20 protein-coding genes are annotated in these 20,817 nt (G+C 51.4%); 11 read left to right on the plus strand and 9 right to left on the minus strand.

Translation table 11 applies throughout. The features are described from left to right. Positions 1-27 precede the first annotated feature (27 nt). Genes olsF through EBB_RS22830 form a run of 3 tightly spaced genes read left to right on the plus strand, consistent with a single transcriptional unit; the run spans position 28 to position 3,549 of the window. Entirely contained in the window at positions 28-1,749 is a 1,722-nt protein-coding gene (gene olsF / locus EBB_RS22820) for a bifunctional ornithine lipid synthase OlsF (protein WP_192395961.1), read from the plus strand. Positions 1,750-1,763: 14 nt separating this feature from the next. Next, positions 1,764-2,780, plus strand: coding sequence for a M14 family zinc carboxypeptidase (locus EBB_RS22825; protein ID WP_192395962.1), 1,017 nt, complete (start codon positions 1,764-1,766; stop codon positions 2,778-2,780). Continuing rightward, positions 2,773-3,549, plus strand: a complete 777-nt coding sequence (locus EBB_RS22830) for an alpha/beta fold hydrolase (protein WP_192395963.1) — start codon at positions 2,773-2,775, stop codon at positions 3,547-3,549. The genes EBB_RS22825 and EBB_RS22830 overlap by 8 nt, the downstream gene beginning before the upstream one ends. Before the next feature lie 9 nt (positions 3,550-3,558). Here EBB_RS22830 and EBB_RS22835 read toward each other — a convergent pair whose 3' ends face one another. Further along, positions 3,559-3,876, minus strand: a complete 318-nt coding sequence (locus tag EBB_RS22835; RefSeq protein WP_192395964.1) for an H-NS histone family protein — start codon at positions 3,874-3,876, stop codon at positions 3,559-3,561. A gap of 62 nt (positions 3,877-3,938) precedes the next feature. Next, a complete protein-coding gene (locus EBB_RS22840; RefSeq protein ID WP_192395965.1) occupies positions 3,939-4,634 on the minus strand; it encodes a DUF2914 domain-containing protein in 696 nt (231 codons plus the stop codon). Positions 4,635-4,773: 139 nt separating this feature from the next. Between EBB_RS22840 and EBB_RS22845 the strand changes: the two genes are divergently transcribed. From EBB_RS22845 to EBB_RS22855, 3 genes are read left to right on the plus strand one after another with little or no spacing between them, the layout of a single operon-like run. Beyond that, entirely contained in the window at positions 4,774-7,617 is a 2,844-nt protein-coding gene (locus EBB_RS22845; protein ID WP_192395966.1) for a 2-oxoglutarate dehydrogenase E1 component, read from the plus strand. Beyond that, positions 7,607-8,797, plus strand: coding sequence for a 2-oxoglutarate dehydrogenase complex dihydrolipoyllysine-residue succinyltransferase (odhB, locus tag EBB_RS22850; RefSeq protein WP_192395967.1), 1,191 nt, complete (start codon positions 7,607-7,609; stop codon positions 8,795-8,797). The genes EBB_RS22845 and odhB overlap by 11 nt, the downstream gene beginning before the upstream one ends. Positions 8,798-8,856: 59 nt before the next feature. Further along, positions 8,857-9,495 (plus strand): MBL fold metallo-hydrolase, encoded by a 639-nt coding sequence (locus tag EBB_RS22855; protein ID WP_192395968.1) that lies wholly within the window; start codon positions 8,857-8,859, stop codon positions 9,493-9,495. A gap of 44 nt (positions 9,496-9,539) precedes the next feature. Here the strand turns inward: EBB_RS22855 and EBB_RS22860 are convergent, their stop codons facing one another. After that, positions 9,540-9,986: an Rrf2 family transcriptional regulator gene (locus tag EBB_RS22860; RefSeq protein WP_192395969.1), complete on the minus strand. Its 447-nt coding sequence runs from the start codon at positions 9,984-9,986 to the stop codon at positions 9,540-9,542. A 110-nt stretch (positions 9,987-10,096) separates the two neighbouring features. Between EBB_RS22860 and EBB_RS22865 the strand changes: the two genes are divergently transcribed. Genes EBB_RS22865 through EBB_RS22875 form a run of 3 tightly spaced genes read left to right on the plus strand, consistent with a single transcriptional unit; the run spans position 10,097 to position 12,539 of the window. Then, entirely contained in the window at positions 10,097-10,435 is a 339-nt protein-coding gene (locus tag EBB_RS22865; protein ID WP_192395970.1) for a hypothetical protein, read from the plus strand. Further along, positions 10,428-11,033: a c-type cytochrome gene (locus EBB_RS22870; RefSeq protein WP_192395971.1), complete on the plus strand. Its 606-nt coding sequence runs from the start codon at positions 10,428-10,430 to the stop codon at positions 11,031-11,033. The genes EBB_RS22865 and EBB_RS22870 overlap by 8 nt, the downstream gene beginning before the upstream one ends. Continuing rightward, positions 11,034-12,539: a cbb3-type cytochrome c oxidase subunit I gene (locus EBB_RS22875; protein ID WP_192395972.1), complete on the plus strand. Its 1,506-nt coding sequence runs from the start codon at positions 11,034-11,036 to the stop codon at positions 12,537-12,539. It begins immediately after the preceding gene. A gap of 92 nt (positions 12,540-12,631) precedes the next feature. Here EBB_RS22875 and EBB_RS26240 read toward each other — a convergent pair whose 3' ends face one another. Then, entirely contained in the window at positions 12,632-12,970 is a 339-nt protein-coding gene (locus tag EBB_RS26240; RefSeq protein ID WP_225587721.1) for a hypothetical protein, read from the minus strand. 333 nt (positions 12,971-13,303) lie between these two features. Between EBB_RS26240 and EBB_RS22885 the strand changes: the two genes are divergently transcribed. Then, positions 13,304-13,774 (plus strand): hypothetical protein, encoded by a 471-nt coding sequence (locus EBB_RS22885; RefSeq protein WP_192395973.1) that lies wholly within the window; start codon positions 13,304-13,306, stop codon positions 13,772-13,774. Positions 13,775-14,365: 591 nt separating this feature from the next. Here the strand turns inward: EBB_RS22885 and EBB_RS22890 are convergent. Both EBB_RS22890 and EBB_RS22895 read right to left on the minus strand, forming a co-directional pair. Then, positions 14,366-15,949, minus strand: coding sequence for a GTPase (locus tag EBB_RS22890; RefSeq protein ID WP_192395974.1), 1,584 nt, complete (start codon positions 15,947-15,949; stop codon positions 14,366-14,368). Beyond that, positions 15,930-17,669, minus strand: coding sequence for a GTPase (locus tag EBB_RS22895; RefSeq protein WP_192395975.1), 1,740 nt, complete (start codon positions 17,667-17,669; stop codon positions 15,930-15,932). The genes EBB_RS22890 and EBB_RS22895 overlap by 20 nt, the downstream gene beginning before the upstream one ends. Before the next feature lie 115 nt (positions 17,670-17,784). On the opposite strand from EBB_RS22895, the gene EBB_RS22900 reads away from it, so the two are divergent. Beyond that, the gene (locus EBB_RS22900; protein WP_192395976.1) at positions 17,785-18,219 is read left to right on the plus strand and encodes a DUF6694 family lipoprotein; all 435 of its coding nucleotides are present in this window, start codon (positions 17,785-17,787) and stop codon (positions 18,217-18,219) included. Position 18,220: 1 nt separating this feature from the next. Here EBB_RS22900 and EBB_RS22905 read toward each other — a convergent pair whose 3' ends face one another. The 3 genes from EBB_RS22905 to pabB are packed head-to-tail and all read right to left on the minus strand — an operon-like array spanning position 18,221 to position 20,809. Continuing rightward, positions 18,221-18,880, minus strand: coding sequence for a DUF2959 domain-containing protein (locus EBB_RS22905; RefSeq protein ID WP_192395977.1), 660 nt, complete (start codon positions 18,878-18,880; stop codon positions 18,221-18,223). Beyond that, the gene (locus EBB_RS22910) at positions 18,873-19,439 is read right to left on the minus strand and encodes an amino acid kinase family protein (protein WP_192395978.1); all 567 of its coding nucleotides are present in this window, start codon (positions 19,437-19,439) and stop codon (positions 18,873-18,875) included. Before EBB_RS22910 ends, EBB_RS22905 begins: the two co-directional genes overlap by 8 nt. Beyond that, positions 19,436-20,809, minus strand: coding sequence for an aminodeoxychorismate synthase component I (gene pabB, locus EBB_RS22915; protein ID WP_192395979.1), 1,374 nt, complete (start codon positions 20,807-20,809; stop codon positions 19,436-19,438). Before pabB ends, EBB_RS22910 begins: the two co-directional genes overlap by 4 nt. Between the last annotated feature and the right edge of the window lie 8 nt (positions 20,810-20,817).

Genomic DNA, 20,817 nt, shown 5'->3' on the forward strand with positions numbered 1-20,817 from the left:
ATACTCCTTTTTCCAGGACACTGAGCGATGATCGATGCTGAACGCATTCTGCAAGAAACCTATCCCGACTTTAAATTTGGCAAAGACAATAAGCTGGTCGTACAAGCTTTAAAAAAACTGATCCACGAAGACGATTTCAACGACGTTATCCGTAAAAACCAACATCTACGCGGCTTCGCCTTTCTCGACAAATTATTGAATTATTTCAAATTCAATTATCAAGTCAGCAACGATTCTTACAACAACATTCCTTCCGAAGGCCGCTTGCTGATCGTCGCCAATCACCCGATAGGCACGCTGGACGGTTTGGCTTTGGTGAAACTGATTCGTTCGGTGCGACCCGACGTGCGCATCGTCGCCAACCGGGTCTTGTCACACATGGAGCCCTTGCAATCGATCTTCCTCCCGGTCGATGTGTTATCCGACAAGAAAAAACTGAAAGACGTTTATAAAGTGATGCTGGACGCACTGGAACATGAAGAAGCGATCATTTTCTTTCCGGCCGGCGAAGTGTCGCGCATCACCCCTAAAGGCATCCGCGACGGTGCTTGGCAATCCGGTTTTATCAAACTGGCCCGCAGGGCGCAGTGCCCTATCCTGCCGATCTTTATTAAAGCCAAGAACTCCGCCTTGTTTTATAGCGCTTCGACACTTTACAAGCCACTGGGCACGATGTTGTTGGTGAAAGAAATGTTCAACAAGAAGGGCCAGGAAATTAAATTCATGGTCGGCGCGCCGGTACCTTACCAAGTTATTGCCGATAGCGAGGAAAGCAACAAACAGCTTAGTCAACGCTTTCGCAAGCACGTGCAAAACCTGGGCAAGAAAAACAAGCCGGCACTATTCGAGACCGTCGCCACGGTGGTGCATCCTTCCGACACCAAAGCGGTGAAGAAAGCCTTGTACCAATCGCGTCTGCTTGGCGAAACCCGCGACGGCAAAAAGATCTTTTTATACCAATTTCAGGACGATTGCCCGGTGATGCGGGAGATCGCCCGCTTGCGCGAGTTGACCTTCAGAACGGTCGAGGAAGGTACCGGACTGGCATTGGATCTGGACAAATTCGACATTTACTACAGCCACATAGTGCTGTGGGATGACAACGATCTGGAAATAGTCGGCGCGTATCGAGTTGGAGAAGGCTCGGCGATTATGGCCAGCCACGGCGTGGACGGTTTTTATACGCAAACCCTGTTCGATTTACGCAGCGAATTTGAAGCTTATCTGCCCTACAGCATTGAATTGGGCCGCAGCTTTGTCCAACCACGTTATTGGGGGCAACACAGCCTGGATTACCTTTGGTACGGCATAGGTGCGTATTTGCGCGAACGGCCGGACATCAAATACTTATTCGGCCCGGTCAGCATCAGCAATGCTTATCCGCAAGCCGCCAAGGAGCTGATTATCGGCTTTTATCAACAGCAATTTGCCTCCGATTTACAGCACACCAAAGCCAGAACACCGTTCGTGATTTCGCAACAGGGCAAGGCATTTGCCGCCACCGAATTCAGTGCCGACTACTCCACCAGCTTCAAAATATTGAATAGCGAACTGAAAAAACTGGGCGTCAAAGTCCCTACACTTTATAAACAATACGTGGAATTATGCGTCGATAAAGGCTGCCATTTCGTCGCCTTCAATATCGACCCGGACTTTAACAATTGTATCGACGGCCTGATCATGGTGGAGGTCGATAAAATCGCACCCAAGAAAAGACAGCGCTACATTGAAAAATCACTGGCCGGGTAGATTGGCGCGAATTCATGGAAAATCGTTCATTTCCGGAGTTGGATCAGTTGGAAGCACTGATCCGGCAATTCGGCGACCGCGCCCATTGCGAGATCGTCGAGCAAATAAACTACAAAGACACGCAATTTCCCATCCATTGCCTCAGTCTGGGCTCAAACAGCCCGGACGTCCCGGTATTGGCGTTTTTCGGCGGCGTGCATGGCCTAGAGAAAATCGGCTCGGAAGTCATACTGGCTTACTTACAAACCATCCTGCAATTATTGGATTGGGATGAGGAATTTAACGCTCGTTTGCAGCATTCGCGACTGGTATTTGTGCCCATCGTCAACCCGGTGGGTGTCTATCGGGGCACGCGCTGCAACGGCCATGGCGTGGATTTGATGCGCAATTCGCCGATCGAAAGTATCGGCAATACCCGGCTATACAGCGGCCAGCGGTTCAGCGCCAAACTGCCCTGGTATCGCGGCGATGAATCGAAAATGGAAAAAGAAGCCCAGGCGCTGTGCTGGGTAGTACATCAACATCTGTTCAATGCCCCGTTATCGATTGCTATCGATCTGCATTCTGGGTTTGGGATACACGATAGATTGTGGTTTCCGTATGCGTCCTGCCAGACTCCGTTTCCAGGCATCGCCGAAGCGTACGGCTTAAAACAACTGTTTGATCGCTGCTACCCGCATCATTTTTATAAAATAGAGCCCATGAGCCAGGAATACGTCATCAGCGGCGATTTATGGGATTATCTTTACGACGACTTTATCAACCGGCACGGTAGACAACGCGTGTTTCTGCCCTTGACGCTGGAGATGGGCTCCTGGCTGTGGCTGCGTAAAAGCCCGACGCATTTGTTTCAACGTCACGGCTTGTTTCACCCCTTGTTGCCGCATCGCCAACAGCGCATTATGCGTCGGCATCTGACCTTATTCGATTTCTTGTATCGCAGCCTGCTCTATCCGCAAAAATGGGCGAAACTAACCAGCCAGCAGCAAGAGCATAATCGGCAACAAGCAATGGATTTCTGGTATGCCTGAAGCAGCAGCCGGGCAACATTGGTTATTACTGCGCGGCCTATGCCGAGAGGCTACACATTGGGGAAATTTTCCGGATTTATTGCAGCAGGCTTTTCCGCAATCAACCGTCAGTACTATCGATTTGCCGGGCACCGGCCGGTACTACCAAGAATCTAGCCCGGACAGCATCGAAGCGATAACGGCACAAGTCCGCGGCCAGGCTTTAGACTATGGCTTGCTGGCAAAGCCGGTAACGTTACTCGCACTATCGCTCGGCGGCATGGTAGCCTGGGAGTGGTTGCAGCGCTATCCGCACGACATCGCCGCTGCCGCCCTGGTCAATACCAGCTTTGCAGGCTTAAGCCCGTTTTATCGGCGCATGCGTTGGCAGAGCTATCCGCAGTTTTTTCAATTATTACTGGAAAGGGATTTGTATAACAGAGAACTGGCAATCCTTCAGCTGGTTAGCAACCGGCAAGATCTCTACGCGGAAACGGCCAAGGCCTGGACCGCCATACAGCAACTTCGGCCGATCAGTCTTGCGAATTGTGTGAGACAGTTGAAAGCAGCGGCACGCTATCGGCCTAGTCAGAGAAAACCCGAGACGCCGTTGCTGATATTGAACGGCCGGGGCGACCGATTAGTCGCACCGGCTTGTTCCGACGCCATTCATAACAAATGGCAAATCGACATCTTCAAGCACCCGTGGGCGGGCCATGATCTATGTATGGACGATGGAGCCTGGGTGGCAAACCGCTTGCAGGACTGGATGAACCAGCCAACGGTTTAAATCCGAAGATTATTTAATTTCGAACTCGGCTTTATCGCGACCGGAGGCCAGTAGTTCCTGCATCCATTTCGGCGCCAATCCACGACCAGACCAAGTTAAGGACGCATCGTTAGGACTACGGTATCTAGCCGCCACTTTACCGGTTTTTCTTTCGGATTTCTTCTCGCCGTCTTGAATATCGACCGTTACACCGATAGAAGCCGCTAATTCCTTAATTTGCGCAATAACTTCCTTACGTTTACTGGATTGTCTTTCTTTTAATGCTTTTTCGGCATTATCAATAACAGCCTGTAATTCGGCTTCGGATAGTTTATTAAAGTCAGTCATATTTTCCTCGTTAATCAAAAAACGCAATCAATTCTATCACCCAGCGTTTCTAAATAAAACTATTATTCGGGATTTACTGAAAAATTGACTTCGGAATATACCTTGCCTTTCTTATCCGTCAACTGAACTTGCCATTCGCCTTTATCTTTGGCAGACAAGGTTTTACTAGACCATACCTTGGTTATTTTATCTTTCATATCCAATTGTTTTTGATGCACGATTTGACCGTTACGCGACCATCGATGAAACAAAGATCTGCCCTTCATGTTTTTTATCTCACTAAAATAAAAAACTTCCCGGGATTGGTTAGGAATAACTCTCAGCGGCGACTTAATCGGTTCGCCGGGTTCACCATCCTTCGGCTCGGTATTTAAAGATGCTCTGATAATCTTGCGGTCCAATATAACCGCAGCCGGCTTTTTAACACTGTCGATTTTTTTAACACTTTCTGCGTTAGCCGATTCCTGCCGCACTATCGCCGGCACTGGCTTTTCTAATACCGGAGGCTCCTGCCGCTCAACCATTTCAGCATCCGGTGTATTAAATTTTTGAACTTTTTCCGTGGTATCGATCTGAGTATCACTATCTTCGTCGCCGCCACCAAACCATGAAAATAATACTATTAGCATCAAAACTAACACCAGAACCGCAACCAGTATCCTGCGAATATGCCAAACCGTTACCGTTTGCGGCGCCGTGTTTATGCCCGGATGTTTCTTATCATAATTAATTTTGATAACTACTTTATTATCAGCCATGTTTTTTCCCGATATTGAATCAACCAAATGAAACTGGAATCACTTGATGCACTAGCCCGTTACGACACATTGTCCTTGGTAATATAACATTTTAGTTCTAACATAATCGGCTCAACTTGCCGAAAACCTGGATGTTTGCATGAGTAGCCTGCTTAAACAATTCGAAGAGTCCTCCTCATTGTACGGAGGCAACGCCCACTTCATCGAGTACTTGTACGAACAGTACTTGAGCAATCCGGAATCCATCAGCCCAAGCTGGCGACAGCGCTTCGACCACATTCGCAGTGGCGCCACCGTAGATACGCCGCACAGTGTGATTGTGGAACGCTTTGAAAAGTTGGCGATTGCGGAACCAGGCAGACTGGCCAGAATGCAGGGCTTTACCGAGCAAAGCGTCAAGAAGCAATCGGCGGTAGCCCGCTTGATCAATCATTACCGTGTCAAAGGCCATCAGATAGCCTCAAACAACCCGCTTGGCCAATCGCAAAGCATCCCCGCCGACTTAGAACCCATATATTATGGTTTGACGGATGCGGACATGAGCACACTGTTCGACACCGGTGGTTTGTGCGGCGTAGACCGTTTGCCCTTGAAAGCTATTATTCAAACGCTTAACGAGATTTACTGCGGCAGCATCGGCAGCGAATACATGCACATCGTCGATGACGAGAAGAAGCGTTGGATCAAGGATAAACTGGAAGGCGCAAAACCGGATTTCAGCAGCCACCCGGAAAAACGCCAATGGCTTTTAAAGTTGTTGATCGCGGCCGAAGGCTTGGAGCGCTTCCTGCACCGCAAATATGTCGGCCAAAAACGCTTTTCACTGGAAGGCGGCGAGTCTTTAATTCCGGTACTGGACGAATTAATCCAACGCGCCGGCGAACATAAAGGCAAGGAAATCGTCATCGGCATGGCCCACCGCGGCCGATTGAACGTACTCATTAATATATTGGGCAAAAGCCCGGCGGTATTGTTCGGCGAATTCGAGGGCACTCACACGTCCTCGCCCGGCGTACTGACCGGCGACGTCAAATACCACCAAGGCTTTTCGTCCAATATCGCCACACCGGGTGGCCCCATCCACTTGACGCTGGCCTTCAACCCCTCGCATTTGGAAATCATCAATCCGGTGGTGGAAGGCTCGGTAAAAGCCCGCCAAGATCGGCACGGCCCGGATGGTTTTGACGCGATCCTGCCGATATTAATTCACGGCGACGCCGCGTTTGCCGGCCAAGGTATTGTGATGGAAACCTTGAACATGTCGGAAACGCGAGCGTTCTCCACCGGCGGCACCGTACATATTGTCATCAACAACCAAATCGGTTTTACCACCAGCAACCCGTTCGACGCACGTTCCACCTTATATTGCACCGACGTTGCCAACATGATTCAGGCGCCGGTATTTCACGTCAACGGCGACGATCCGGAAGCGGTGATTTTCATCACGCAATTGGCATTGGATTACCGCAACACCTTTCATAAAGATGTGGTGATCGACTTGATTTGCTATCGCCGTCATGGTCACAACGAGGCCGACGAACCCGCGGCTACTCAGCCGATGATGTACAAATCCATCCGCGACCACCAAACGCCCCCGCAAATCTATGCGCAGAAATTAATTGCGGAAGGCGTCGTCACCGAGGACATGGTGCAGAAAATGGAGCAGGATTACCAACAACTGCTCAACGAAGGTCAACCGGTGTCGCGGCCGATTATCGAAAACAATGTTTACTCATACTCAGCGCGCTGGGTACCCTATCAAAACAAACATTGGGACACGCCCGCCGACACCTCGATTAGCTTGGAGCATCTCCAGTTCTGCAACCAACGCTTGCAAAGCTTGCCGGAGGGTTTTGAGCTACACCCCAGAGTCGCCAAAGTCATGGATGACCGCAATAAAATGGCGGCCGGCGAAATCCCCATGGATTGGGGCTTTGCGGAAAATATGGCTTATGCGACGCTGCTACTCGAAAAATATGACATGCGATTGACCGGCCAGGACATCGGCCGCGGTACTTTCTCGCATCGCCATGCTATTTTGCTGAATCAGGCCAACGGTGAAAACTACATCCCGCTGAAACATTTGAGCGAAAATCAGGGCCGCGCACAAATCTTTAACTCCCTGCTCTCGGAAGCCGGCGTCTTGGGTTTCGAATACGGCTACAGCTCCACCGAACCGAATAAATTGGTGATCTGGGAAGCGCAATTCGGCGATTTCGCCAACGGCGCGCAAGTGGTCATCGACCAATTCATTTCATCCGGTGAAACCAAATGGGGCAAACTCAGCGGCTTGGTCATGCTGCTGCCGCACGGCTTTGAAGGCCAAGGCCCTGAACATTCCTCGGCTCGCCTGGAGCGTTATTTGCAGCTGTGTGCCGACCACAATATCCAAGTCTGCGTCCCCACCACTCCGGCGCAAATTTTTCATTTGCTGCGCCGGCAAATGTTGCGCCAATATCGTAAGCCGCTGATCGTCATGAGTCCGAAAAGCCTGCTACGACACAAGCTGGCAGTATCGACGCTGAGCGATTTGACCCACGGTGAATTTTTGAACGTGATAGGCGAACAGGACGATATCGATCCCTACCACGTCACGCGCATAGTCTTATGCGCCGGCAAAGTCTATTTCGATTTGTTGGAGGCCCGCCGCCTAGATCAGGAGCAACTGCGCCATGTCGCGATTATTCGTATCGAGCAGCTCTACCCGTTTCCGAACGAACAATTCAAACGCGAAATCGACAAATACCCCAATGTCGAGCATATTGTCTGGTGTCAGGAAGAGCCGAAAAACCAAGGCGCCTGGTACCAAAGCAAGCACCATTTTTTCGATTTGCTAGACAAGAATATCCCGATCACTTACGCGGGCCGGGTCGCCTCAGCATCACCGGCGGTCGGCAATTACAAAACCCATCTTAATGAACAACGCGCCGTGGTAAACGCCGCACTCTATGGCAGCAACGAAGGAAATACACATGAGCTTTGAAATACTGGTCCCCAGCCTTCCCGAATCCGTATCCGATGCCACCTTAGTCACATGGCACAAACAGGCGGGCGAATGGGTAAACGAAGGCGACAATCTGGCTGATCTCGAAACCGACAAAGTCATTCTGGAAGTACCGGCCCCCAAATCCGGAACTCTGCTGGAACTGGTGGTACAAGACGGCGAAACCGTGGTCGGCGGCCAACTACTCGCCAAACTGGACGCCCAGCAGGCCAAACCGGCTCAGGTAACCGAAAAAGCCGAAGAAGCCGTGCTTAGCCCTTCTGTTCGCAAACTGGTTGCCGAAAAGGATCTTGATCCCCAAGCCATCGCCGGCTCCGGCAAACATGGCAGGATTCTGAAAACCGACGTTTTGGATTTCTTAAACACGCAAGCGAAAGACGCGCCACCTGCTCCTACTCCCGCGCCAGCGCCGGCAACGGAAACCCACTCGCCGTTGTCCGCCACAGCTGTCGCCAGCTTGAGACCGGAGCAGCGGGTGCCGATGACCCGCTTGCGTGCCAAAGTAGCCGAACGCTTGCTGCAAGCGCAGCAAAACGCGGCGATGCTGACCACCTTTAACGAAGTCAATCTCAGTGCCGTCATCGATCTGCGCAATCACTACAAAGATCGTTTCGAAACCAAACACAGCATCAAGCTGGGCTTCATGTCGTTCTTCGTCAAGGCATCGATTGAAGGCTTAAAACGCTTCCCGGCAATTAACGCTTCCATTGACGGCAGCGACATCATTTACCACGGCTACTACGACATCGGCATCGCCGTCACCACACCGCGCGGCTTGATCGTACCGATTTTGCGTGATGCAGACCAATTGGATTTCGCCGGCATCGAGAAAGGTATCCACGATTTCGGTAACAAAGCCCGCAACGGCTCAATCAGCGTCGAAGACCTCAGCGGCGGTACCTTTACCATTACCAACGGCGGCATCTTCGGTTCCATGTTGTCCACACCCATCTTGAATCCGCCGCAATGCGCGATTTTAGGCATGCACGCCATCAAGGACCGGCCAGTGGTGGAAAACGGCGAAATCGTGATTCGGCCTATCATGTATCTGGCTTTGTCCTACGACCATCGCTTGATAGACGGCAAGGAAGCGGTGCAATTTTTGGGTATCATCAAAGAGTGTCTGGAAGCGCCTGCACATTTATTGCTGAATATCTAACTTACTGTTCCTTCGCTCCCGCGCAAGCGGGAGTCCACCAGCCAGCCATCATTGATTTCATGCGCTACACCATCATCCCCGTTACCGCCTATCAACAAAATTGCACCTTACTGGTCTGCGAACAAACCAATAAAGCTGCGCTGGTCGATCCGGGCGGCGACCTTGATGTATTGTTGAAGGAAGTCAAAAAGCAGGGTGCGGAACTGGAATCGATACTGGTCACCCACGGCCATCTGGATCATGTCGGCGGCGTGGCGGAGTTGGCTAAAAAACTCTCGTTGCCGATCATCGGCCCGCAAATTGAAGATAACTTCTGGATCGAGGCCTTGGCGCAGCAATGCCGGATGTTCGGTTTTCCGGAATCGGCGAGTTTTACCCCGCAGCGTTGGCTGAACGACGGCGATACGGTTAAGGTGGGTAACGAGGTGTTACAGGTGATTCATTGCCCGGGACACACACCCGGCCATGTGGTGTTTTTCAGCGAGGCACAGCGCCTGGCGCTGGTTGGCGATGTGTTGTTCAAAGGCTCGATAGGCCGTACCGATTTTCCCAAAGGCGACCATCAAACCTTGATAGATTCCATTGAGTTAAAACTCTGGCCTTTGGGAGATGACGTGAAATTCATCCCCGGTCACGGCCCAATGTCTACATTTGGCGCTGAAATGCGCAGCAATCCTTATGTCGGAGCCTATCGTTAACGGTCTCCTCAGCAATCAAAAGCCAGACGGCGCGATCATCACTACTAGCGCTCCAATTTGGTCAGGCTGACGAATTGTTCTGCCGAAGGCTGACTCACCAAATCGCTCAAAACCGCCTTGTCCAAAGTCTGTAAAAACTGCTCTACAGCGCCGCCTAACAGCCCTATCAGCCCGCACCCCTTCTCCAGCGCACAACTACCCTGTTTTTTGGGATTAAAACATTCGGCCATCTGAAAGTGCCCCTCCACTTCCCGTACCACATTGCCGACACTAATCTCCCGCGCCGGCCGCGACAAACAAATGCCGCCCCCTTTGCCGCGCACCGTCAGCACAAAACCTTTTACGCCCAGTTTGTGTACCACCTTGACCAAGTGGTTTCTGGAAATGCCGAAAAAATCGGCTAATTCAGTAATTGTCACCCGTTTTTCAGTGTTAATAGCTAGATAAATCAGTACGCGCAGCGCGTAATCGGTATGTGCAGTCAATTGCATGTCGTTGAATTTGGTAAAAGCCGTATTTGAAATAAATGTTAATGACGCCTACACTTGCTTAAAGTTGCATTTTTAACGCATGTTATAAAACTGTCCGGCGGTAAAATTTAATGTTGATCGAACCCGTTGCCCTATCCGATTTTTTCCTGAGCTTTTTCAGTGCGGCGTTGATCATCTTGCTGGCTACGGTGTATGCCGCGTTGTATGCCTGGTCCAAGATCAGCGGCCACCGTAAATTCGAGTTTGCCGCCTGGTTAATCTACGCCGCATTGCTGATTTGCGTTGGCGTGTTCAGCTACGTCAATCATTTTAACGATTATTGGCTGCTGCTGTCGTTGTTAATGGTACTCGGCTACGGCTGGATGCCGCGTTTTATCTGGAAGTTGTGCGCCGCGACGCACGATGCAGATACTCACCACTCTCATCAATCTGGAGATCATCATGACTGAGCAAAGTCCGCCCCGCTGGGCGTCGGAAACATTCTGGAAAAAAACCGCGATCTGGGTGACCGGCGGGTCTTTTGTGCTGCTGGTTATTTTAAGCTTCGATTCGATGAAACAAATCAGTGCCGGCGGTCCGCGCGTGCCCGCCTACAGCGTGATAAACAAAGACATCAGCTACCGCTTCGACAAAGCCAAGCAGCGCTACCAACCCACCATCGGTGAGGACGCACCGTTGTTCGGCAAAACCCTCAGCGAAGAAGAAGCGGAAAAACTGGTCGACCACGGCAAAAAAACCGTGCAAGCCAAAAACTGCATGAACTGCCACACCCTGCTCGGCAACGGCGCCTATTACGCGCCCGATTTGACCAAAGCCTGGCTGGACCAAGGCTGGGGGGCCAAGGAATCGCGCGAACAAATGATGGTGAATTTCCTGCTGGACCCGGAAAAAAATGCCCGCACCTACGGCTCCAACCGCAAGATGCCCAATCTGGACATCACGCCACCCGAAGCGGAAGCCATCGTGGCTTTCCTGAAATGGATGTCGTCTATCGACACCAATGGCTTCCCGCACAATTTCATCGCGCTGGGCGAAGAGGATAAATAAATGACCTTACAAGCTTATCAAAAAAAAGCGGCGAACTGCTGGGCCGGTTGTAAGCAGCGCCATACCGAGCTCATGGCCAATCCCCATCTGAGCGGCGGCCAAAAACTGGCGGTGCATTACTTTACCGTGGCGATGGTGCTGTTCATGGCACAATTGCTGTTCGGCCTGTTGGCCGGTCTGCAATTCATCTTCCCCAGCTTTTTGTACGAAATCCTGGATTTCAACGTCAACCGCATGGTGCACATCAATGCCATGGTGGTATGGATGCTGTATGGCTTTCTTGGTTCGGTGTACTGGTTTTTAGAGGAGGAAAGCGGCGTCGAAATCGTCGGCCTGAAATGGGGGCAACTGGCGTTCTGGATATTGACCGGCGCCGTCACCGTGGTGGTCTTGGTGTATTTGTTGATTCAAATCGGCAGCGGCACCGACACCTCGTTGTGGTTGATCAACGAAGGCCGCGAGTATATCGAAGCACCACGCTGGGCCGACATCGGCATCGTCGTGGTGGTATTGACCTTTTTCTATAACGTGGCCGCCACCTTTGCCAAGGGCAAATGGTCGGGCATCGCCGGCGTGTTGACTTTGGACCTGGTCGCGCTAGCCGGCTTGTATCTGGCGGGCATGTTTTATGTGACCAATATTTCCATCGACCAATACTGGTGGTGGTGGGTGATTCATTTGTGGGTGGAAGCCACCTGGGAAGTATTGGTCGGCTGCATCATGGCCTGGAGCTTGATGAAATTGCTGGGCGTGCGCCGCAAAGTCGTACAAACCTGGCTGTATATCGAAGTGGCGTTGATGTTCGGTTCCGGCATCTTGGGCTTGGGCCATCACTACTTCTGGATCGGCACACCAGAATACTGGTTCACCATCGGCGGCTTCTTTTCGGCGCTAGAACCCATCCCTTTGGTGGCGATGGTGGTGCACTCAATATACGATGCTGGCGCGCATCGTTTCAAAAACAGCAACCACCCGGCTTTGGCCTGGATCATCGCCCACGCTTTTGGCAATTTTCTCGGCGCCGGCGTTTGGGGTTTTATGCACACCCTGCCGCAAATCAATCTGTATACCCACGGCACCCAATGGTCGGCGTCGCACGGCCATTTAGCTTTCTTCGGGGCTTATGCCACCATCAACATTGCCTTTTTCTATCTGGCGGCACAGCAAGCGCGCGGTAAGGTCTGGATGGGCGGTGAGCTTGCCAATGGCTGGCGCTGGAAAACCGCAGCGGTACTATTAAACCTGGGCGTGATGGGTATGACGGTGGCATTGTTGATCGCCGGCTACGAACAATCGTTTATCGAACGCGCGGTGGAAGGCTCCACCTGGGCCGGCTATTTCGCCGCACAGAATCATCCCTGGTTTATGCAAGCAATGGTCTGGCGCATGGTATTTGGTTTGATGACAGCCGCTGGCGGCGGTTTGTTGTTCTGGGATTTATTGGAAATCGGCAAAGGCGAACAACGGCCCGCGGCAGTGATTGACAGCGAAGCAGTAGCCCAATAAATCAACGGTGTGGCTTGCCGCTTGGCAAGCCACCTGGTCTTAACAGACTTAAGGCGAATACACTGCCGTATTCGCCTTATAACGGTTTTATCTCAAACCGGAGAACATTGCGAACAAGCGGTTGGCTTGGCAAATCTCTCACCGGCCTTCTTCGCCGCACTGGTCACGCTGCTGATCGAACCCAGATAATAAATAGCCTCTTTAGCCGGCAGCAAAGAGCAGCTGGATTTATGAATCAGATGGTCGCCATTTTCCTGCGCGCTTATCTCAATAAAAAACTCTGCCATGGTTTTATCCTCTTGAAATTTATTATGCGGATATTCGTTTGAAACCACCAGACCACTCATTCGACCGAGCGGCTGTCGGCCATCGAACATTCGAGCTTGAGCAATGTTACGAAGGCGACAGGAAATGTTTAAATTCCCCACCATTTCAAGGCTCGGTTAACTACGCAGCAAGAGATATACCAAAATCAGGGAAGTGAAGACTACAGGAAAATAACGGACCCGCAGAGCGCATTCTTATCTGAAACGGCTACCTATTCCGCTCGAAAGCAACCGCTAATTTTGTTAACACAACGGGCCGCGCATTCCACCATAGGGTTATAGTGGTTGAATCCTTGCTTTTGGAATCATTGGGTTGGCGGTATCGACCCCTTGCTGCCTGTCGCTGTAAGTGATTCAATGACAGCAATTTAATTATTACCGGCCACTATTGCATCTCAGTCAGTGATATGCAGAAACTTTCTAATTACTAGATAGGCATTGAATCAAAAGCATATGCATGCTACGCCAGAACAGTTGCACGAGATGCTCATCTATTGCATGAGCTTCGCACGCACCATGCTCGAAGATTCTGGCGACTTCTATCCGTTCGGTGCGACGCTTTCCTTTCAGGGCGTTGTTGCTGGCGTCGGTGGATACAACGGCGAAGAGAAGCCTTCTCCAACGGAAATCTATCAACTTCTCGGTGAGGCATTTCTCCGTGGCGTCGAGCGCAACGAGCATGCAGGAGTGGCTCTCGCCGCGAATGTCGATATCCCGGATGAGTATTCGGCACCGTCCCGTGACGGTCTGCGCGTTCACCTCGAAGGCCCGGGGTACTCTCGCTTTATCTATGTGCCATACACATTCACAAAACAAAGGCTCTTCAAGAAGCGCCGCGTTGTTCAGTTCGCCGAGCCGTTCGCCGTTGAGATTTCACCGATCTACTATCCAGTGCACGGCGATGCCTAAGCCCTCCGTCAAAGAAAAGCTGCGCTTCGCCGCGAGCCCTTCAGCTACACGGTGAAAGGCTGTTCTTGAGATTTTACCTGTCATTGACTTGGAAAGCGCGACAGTCGGTAATTGGCCGAGACGGAGAATTCACCAATTTCGAAAAATTAGTCTCGATAGCTGCCCTCCAAAGATCGATGACTTTGCATAAATCAAGGTCAACTCTTAGCTGATCCATATCTATTCCACTCATTTTTCGTAGCAGCCTAGCCTTTTTCTTGGCCGTTGCGCAAAATAACTCCAACTTTTTAGTTCCGAGCTCGAACGATCGAGCTCGAAGCATGATCATCCAGGAAAATTTCTTGGTCGTTGCAGTTCAGAGCTCGAGCATTGGACAAAATAACTCCAATGCTCTGGGTTGGAAGTGAAATGATGGAGAAAATTTCTCGGGCATTCGAGCTCTGATCTCGATGATTCAAGAAAATTACTCGATCATTGCAGCTCAGAGCTTGAGCATTGGACAAATTAACTCCAACGTTCTAGTTCGTGACTGAAACAATGGAGAAATTTTCTTGGGCGTTATCGAAACCAGCTACAAGCCACCCCGAAGTTTCACTCCGCCAACAACACTCTGCCCAACAAACTCCCCTGCTCTATAGCCACGGTCGGCTCGACGCTGCATTTGGACAGCAGCGCTTGTAATTGCTGTTGCAGCAATTCATTGTGTTGCTGTTCGGCCTTTAAAGCCTGTTTGATTTCCGCCCTCACCGCCGTTAAAGCCTGCTGCAAACCTTTCTGTAGACCTTTCAACGCCGCTTTCTGCAAGGACGGCTGGATTTTTTTGTGCAGGAAAAATGGGATCAACCAGCTCAGGCCGATCAACAGCACGCTGTGAACCGCAAAGTCAGTGCCCAAATAAGCGGTGGCGTCGGCGGCGCTGTGGTAGTAGCCGGAAAACACCTGATAGCCGACTGCGCCCATCGCCGCCAGTGGCAAGACAGTTTCGCAGATCGCGGTGAATCTCAGCAAAAAACGCTGAGCGCCGTTGCCGGGCTGCAATAAAGCCTGTCGGCCGGCCAACTCGGTTTGGGCGGTAAGATTTTTCTCGGTGTTATCGCGGACAAATTGCAACGCAGCTTTCAAGGGTTTGCTGGGGATGTTGGCTTGCGCCGCTTGCAGAACCAGTTCGTCCAGCAAATCGTTCAGGCGGTTCTGCGCCCAGTCGTCCCACAGCTTGATGTCCGCTGGTTGGCCCAGGTTCTCCGCCCAGAATTGCGCCAGCTGTTTGATCGGCCAGGCCAAACCTTGCTGCAAGCTGGCTTCGGTATGCTGCCAAAGCGCCTCAACATTTTGCTGACATTGCACATAATCTTGGCCGGAAAAATCGTCCGCCAATTGCTGCAAGGTCTGCTTTAAATGTTGGCGGCGCAATTGCTCGCTGCGCCGTTCCAGTTGCGCAACGCTGTGTTTACCGGACAGTTGCCGCAACTGTTCCAGCAACGCGGCGAACTCATCGCCGTCTGGTTCGCTGCAACTGGTGCGAAAAATCAAAGGATCGGTAAAACCGGCCTTACCCAGCTGCTGTTTAAAATCGTCGTATTGCACCGGCTGCCCACGATCCCACTGATTCATCACAAACAGCCAGGCGTGTTTCGCGCCCTCGGCCAGCAGCAATTGCCAAGCTTTGTTGTCGCGGTAGCGCTCCGGACTGACTACGTAGAGTAAAACGTCGATATGCGGCAGCCACTCCAATACCAGGCGCTTGTTGCCAAGTTCTACGCTGTCGAAATCCGGCATATCAATCCAGACGATATGGCTATTGGCCGCATCGTTGTGCTGGCTAATCTTGATGCTGTCCAGCGGCAGGCCGGCCGGCAATTTATTAATCGCCAGACTTTGGTGGTGATACAAGGTCACTTCCCGCGAGGTGGGCCGCTCAATGCCGGCTCGGGCAATCGCCTGCCCCGCCAAACGATTTAACAAGCTGCTTTTGCCCACGCCGGTGCCGCCCATGAACGCCACAATCAAGGGTCTGGTGTGCGGGTCGGTTTGACTCGCTGCAAATAAAGTTTCCGTGCTGCGCGCGTCCATCGTTGTCAATAATTGTGCCCGCTCCGCGCTCAATCGGCCTTCGGCTTGCGCGGCTGCGGCCCATTGCTGGGCTTGAGTCAGCAATTCAGAGTAATCGTAAGCCATGTTTCTTCTCTTTCAGCGCCTGCTCCGCGGTGTGGCATTGTTGTTCGGAGATATTAAAGCGGGTCGGCGACAGCACGCCTTGCGGCAACAAATACAGGCGCTGTTTCAGGCAGGCCTCGAATAGCGCGGTTTTCACTGTGTTGAGCTGATGCTGTTTTAATTCGGCTTCGACCTTATGCATGTAGCTGCCGATGGCGCTTTCCGCCAGTAAGGAAGTAATGGTCAGCATCAATGGCGTGAGCACCAAATCGTGGACGCCGATGCCGCCGGCCTGAATCGCCAGCAATAAAGCACCGGCATCGGTGGTAACCCGGGTGGCGCGCAGGCTATTCAAAATCATCGGCTGTTCTTGCAGCTTTACGTATAAACGCTGCGCCGAGGCTTCTACATCTTGTTGAAAATCGCTGTGATAGTCCGTCACCGCCTGCCTGTAAATCTGTAATAAATCGCCGCGTTTTTGTCTCAGCGCCATCGCGGTTTCTTTCCACCAGCGGCTATCGGCCGGCTCGGTTTCGGTTTTCTCCAATAAGCGGTCGGCAATTTGAATCAGGAGATGTTCGCCTAGCTGATTCAGCACCCCGAGTTCCTGATTCGGATTGATAGGTGTGCCGCCGCCCAGGGCAAATAGTTTACGAAACGGCCAGGTCATCGCCCGCCGTGTCTTGCCCAGCGCTTTGGCGATGCCGGGGATTTCCAGCAGAGTCAGCAAATTTAATAAGGCGTTTTGAAAGGTTTCGTAATGATGCGGATGGTTAAGATAATCGCGCTGGTACTCCTTAACCGCCTGCGCCAGTGATTGATCGACCAGGGTTTGCCAATGATGCTGCGCATGGTGTTCGGCAAATACCGGTTGCAGCCAGTCCAACCAATAGCGACTGAGTAATTGCTGCTGGCGAGCAACATGTTTGTGACGAGTGACTTTTTTCGCCAGTTCGCTAAAGGCTTGCGAGGCCGATTGCGGCCAGTTCGGCGCGGCCGGGGCTTTTTGAAATAATAAGGGCACCACAGTAGGTAAAGGGGCATGACGGGTCTGCAACCACTTTTGCCGTAGCGAATCCAAAATCACCGGCTCACTGCCCTCGTTGAGTTTATTCACGCAAATCAAGGTAGGCTGCTGGAAAACCTCGATGGCTTTCATCATTTCCCATACCGATTGATCGGCATATTTTTCCTTACTTACTACCAATACCACGATGTCGGCCAGGGCAATCGTGCGGATCACACCTTCCCGATAATCGGCGGCGTCTATCGAATCGAAATCCGGCGTATCCCAACAGACACAGGCAGGCAACAAAGCTGAAGCCCCGGGGCTTGGACTAAGCGAATAGCAGTCGTATCGCCCAGGGCGTAATTCAGTTTGCTCCAAACGCTGAAAGCGGCCGAAATAATGCTGCATGCCGTCGCAGTCATCCGGCGTCAGACTATGGCAAAAACCCTGGGCCTGCACCGTGTAACCGGCCAGCGGGCTCACACCGGCGGCGTTGGCATTTAACAGCAGATTGACCACAGAACTTTTACCGGCCTGCGTCGGCCCGATAACGGCGATTTGCAGCGGAAAATCAGGATTGTTGTCGAGCAGCTCGCCTTTGCGAATAAAGGCTTCGCCGTGCAACAATTGTTCGATACGTTGCTGATAATCCAGGTACTGGGGATTTTTTTTATCCAGCTGCTGTAGCACAGTTTGATAACGCTGTTTGAGAAGTTGGATAAATTCCAGCATGTGGTAAGCTTGTGTTTTTAATTACCGAGTAATTTGGTTTGTTTGGTAACCCGCGTTGCAACCATTATAAATACAAAATTCGGGTTTGTTCATTTAGCCACTGGGGGGCTGCATCATGAGAAAAGCGTCAACTGTTTTGGTTTTTTTAACCTGCGCACTGTTGCTTGGTTGTAATAAAAGCAATCAAATCAACGGTAGCAGTTTAAAAACCGTCAATCGATCAATCAGTCAAATCAAGGAAAAATTGCCGCTGGACCAACGCATCGAGTTTGAAGTGTCTTTCTGGACCTTACGCGATGAAATCCGCAATAACAAGGAGTTTTTGGACGCTATCGACGGCAAGACACCGGAACAATTGGTAGAAGCCGGCAGAGAGTTGTTTGCCAAACGCAAAGCGGCCGGCAGCAAAGACTATGAAAAATACGCCAATTGGGACCAAATGATTTCCCAATACTCGCAAGAACGTATTGATCAAAACCGTAAGAAAACCCCTGACCAACGTGACAAAAATCCACCGGCACGGGTCGATTACAAAATGCACGCCATGTAAGTTATTTACGTACCGGGGCCGGCAGTTGTTTCTGTTCCACCAGAACCGCAACAAACTGGCTGGCCTCGCTGATGGTTTTCTCCATCACCTCGATCAACCTCGAAATATCCACACCCATTTCCATAAATTCATGCCTCAGTGCCGCGATGGCATGGGCATTCAAGTTGTGTTTTAAAAACAGTACCTGATCCTGAAACGCCGCCAATACCGGATGCATACGGGTTTCTGCGTTCTGTAAGGCTTTTAACAAACGGGCATATTGCTGCCGGGATTTTTTAAGTTGTTGCTGGCTGCGCGCCTTCAAGGCCCGATTGCTGTATAAGGCCAGTTCGGCTTCCCATTCGTTGAACAAGGCTTCGCTAATCTCTTCCACCACCTGAATTTTTTGACTGACTTGCTCGGCCTTACCCTTGCATAGGTCGTAGCGGCGTTTGAGTTGCTGATAGCGCTGCTCAAGCGAACTATCCTTCACATTGACGATGCTTTTGAATTTATCCAGGGCATCAACGAATTGATCACGGCTGTCCTTCAAACTCTCGCACGCCTGCCCGACCTGCATCACCACGATGTCGCGTTTTTGATGGCCCAGCAAGGATTCCCGGCTTTGATAATAAGCCTTGCGCAAACGCTTGTTCAGTATGGCTTTAATAAAATTAATCATGGTGGGACAGGAAGCGGTCTTTATTCATTACGGTGATTTTGTAACTAGCCTGGGTGGTGAAATGTTGAAAAGCGGTATCCAGGATGCCTTGCTGCTGTAAGTCTGGCAAACTCAGGTGCTCAGGAATCTGCGCCGATTTCACGACAATTAGCTCATCAGCTTCGATAAAGCCAGCCAACCAGGCCGCCAAACTATCTGAAGTAACATCCCAACTGGCAACGATATTGGCCTTATCCACTTGCTCGACTTGCGGAGACCAGATCAGAATAGGCTTTACTTGTGATGAGCGAAGTAAGCTTGCCGCATCAGCGACGATAGCAAATTCGGGCATCAGGCTGTGCATCAACAAAGCCATTTGCTGCATCGCCAGAATCGCCATGCGATGCGCGGCCTCATCGTCGAAATGCCACTGACCTTGCGCAGTGCGTACTTGCTCGGCAAACGGTCCGCCGCCGGGCACAATCACAATGGGGCCGGCGCGATTGGCAATGGCCGCCAGGCAAGCCGGCAAGGCCGCTGTTTCCAGCAAGCTGCCACCCAACTTGATCACACACGTCATACACCAAACTGCTTGAGTAACTGCAATAAGGCGGCAGCCTTATCAAAGCATTCCTGATATTCCTCGTCCAGCACTGAGTCGTTGACGATACCGCCGCCAGCCCAAAAACGTATCGTGCCACGATTGTGGACCAACGTACGAATCGCAATATTGGTGTCCATATTGCCATCGAAACCGATATACCCAATCGCTCCGCAATAAATGCCGCGCCGATGCGGTTCCAGCTCTTCGATAATTTCCATCGCCCTGATCTTCGGCGCGCCGGTAATCGAGCCGCCCGGAAAACAGCTACGCAATAAATCAATGGCATGTTGGCCTTCCGCTAGCAACCCCGTCACGGTACTGACTAAGTGATGCACGGTGGTATAGCTTTCCACCGAGAACAAGCTAGGCACCCACACCGAACCTTTTTTGCAACTCTTACCCAAATCATTGCGGAGTAAATCGACGATCATCACATTCTCAGCCCGGTCCTTGGTGCTGGACACCAAGTCTTCGATCTGTGCCTGATCGGCTTCCCAATCACTCCGGCGCGGTCGGGTACCTTTGATGGGTTTGGTTTCCACCGCGCCATCGGTGACTTTTAAAAAGCGTTCCGGCGACGAACTTAAGACCTGCACATCCGGGAAATTGAGATAGGCGCTGAATGGCGCGGCGTTGATCTGCCGTAATATTTGATACGCTTGCCATGGCTGGCCTTGGCAAGGGCTTTCGAAGCGCTGCGTCAAATTGATTTGATAGCAATCACCCTCTTTCAAATAATGTTTGATGCGTTGAAAAGCCGCGGCGTAAGCCTGTTTGTCCATATTGGCGCGCGGCGCTTGCAGCACTTTAAATTCCGCAGTCTCAGCGGGTGTAGAAATCGCACTGAATTCGCTGATTAGTCTTTGCTGCTCGCTTTCCGGCAAATCGACGCTGACCAACCAGCTTTGCCGATGCTGGTGATCGACAATCACCGCCCAGCGGTAAATGCCCACCGCCATCTCAGGCAGATTTTCCGCATCGTCGGCCATCGCCGGTAAACGCTCGATGCGCCTGGCCAAATCATACGCAAAATAACCAATTGCGCCACCGTTGAACGGCAATCCGTCAACACTGGCTAAGGACGTACCTAACTGTTGTTTCAACAACTCAAAAGGATCATCGGTACTTTCGCTAATCACGCCATCTCGCTCTATAAGCGTAATTTTGCCACGTGTTCGCAGGGTTACGACTGGGCCGTAAGCGATAATATCGAACCTATCCTGATGGCTGTGCGGCTGGGCGCTATCCAGAAAGACTGCCCAAGGCTGCTGCGCCAGCGGGGCAAATAGTGCTGCACTGTCTTGAAAATAAGGCAGTGATTGTTTGATGGGTTTGGCTAAAGGCATTAAGAAGT

Origin of the sequence: Methylomonas fluvii (assembly GCF_014850975.1) — a bacterium.
GTDB classification, from domain to species: domain Bacteria; phylum Pseudomonadota; class Gammaproteobacteria; order Methylococcales; family Methylomonadaceae; genus Methylomonas; species Methylomonas fluvii.

Bases quoted from the DNA above. Each gene is read 5' to 3' on its own strand.
- olsF (WP_192395961.1), top strand. From the start codon at position 28: ATGATCGATGCTGAACGCATTCTGCAAGAAACCTATCCCGACTTTAAA.
- EBB_RS22825 (WP_192395962.1), top strand. From the start codon at position 1,764: ATGGAAAATCGTTCATTTCCGGAGTTGGATCAGTTGGAAGCACTGATC.
- EBB_RS22830 (WP_192395963.1), top strand. From the start codon at position 2,773: ATGCCTGAAGCAGCAGCCGGGCAACATTGGTTATTACTGCGCGGCCTA.
- EBB_RS22835 (WP_192395964.1), bottom strand. From the start codon at position 3,876: ATGACTGACTTTAATAAACTATCCGAAGCCGAATTACAGGCTGTTATT.
- EBB_RS22840 (WP_192395965.1), bottom strand. From the start codon at position 4,634: ATGGCTGATAATAAAGTAGTTATCAAAATTAATTATGATAAGAAACAT.
- EBB_RS22845 (WP_192395966.1), top strand. From the start codon at position 4,774: ATGAGTAGCCTGCTTAAACAATTCGAAGAGTCCTCCTCATTGTACGGA.
- odhB (WP_192395967.1), top strand. From the start codon at position 7,607: ATGAGCTTTGAAATACTGGTCCCCAGCCTTCCCGAATCCGTATCCGAT.
- EBB_RS22855 (WP_192395968.1), top strand. From the start codon at position 8,857: ATGCGCTACACCATCATCCCCGTTACCGCCTATCAACAAAATTGCACC.
- EBB_RS22860 (WP_192395969.1), bottom strand. From the start codon at position 9,986: ATGCAATTGACTGCACATACCGATTACGCGCTGCGCGTACTGATTTAT.
- EBB_RS22865 (WP_192395970.1), top strand. From the start codon at position 10,097: ATGTTGATCGAACCCGTTGCCCTATCCGATTTTTTCCTGAGCTTTTTC.
- EBB_RS22870 (WP_192395971.1), top strand. From the start codon at position 10,428: ATGACTGAGCAAAGTCCGCCCCGCTGGGCGTCGGAAACATTCTGGAAA.
- EBB_RS22875 (WP_192395972.1), top strand. From the start codon at position 11,034: ATGACCTTACAAGCTTATCAAAAAAAAGCGGCGAACTGCTGGGCCGGT.
- EBB_RS26240 (WP_225587721.1), bottom strand. From the start codon at position 12,970: ATGGTGGGGAATTTAAACATTTCCTGTCGCCTTCGTAACATTGCTCAA.
- EBB_RS22890 (WP_192395974.1), bottom strand. From the start codon at position 15,949: ATGGCTTACGATTACTCTGAATTGCTGACTCAAGCCCAGCAATGGGCC.
- EBB_RS22895 (WP_192395975.1), bottom strand. From the start codon at position 17,669: ATGCTGGAATTTATCCAACTTCTCAAACAGCGTTATCAAACTGTGCTA.
- EBB_RS22900 (WP_192395976.1), top strand. From the start codon at position 17,785: ATGAGAAAAGCGTCAACTGTTTTGGTTTTTTTAACCTGCGCACTGTTG.
- EBB_RS22905 (WP_192395977.1), bottom strand. From the start codon at position 18,880: ATGATTAATTTTATTAAAGCCATACTGAACAAGCGTTTGCGCAAGGCT.
- EBB_RS22910 (WP_192395978.1), bottom strand. From the start codon at position 19,439: ATGACGTGTGTGATCAAGTTGGGTGGCAGCTTGCTGGAAACAGCGGCC.
- pabB (WP_192395979.1), bottom strand. From the start codon at position 20,809: ATGCCTTTAGCCAAACCCATCAAACAATCACTGCCTTATTTTCAAGAC.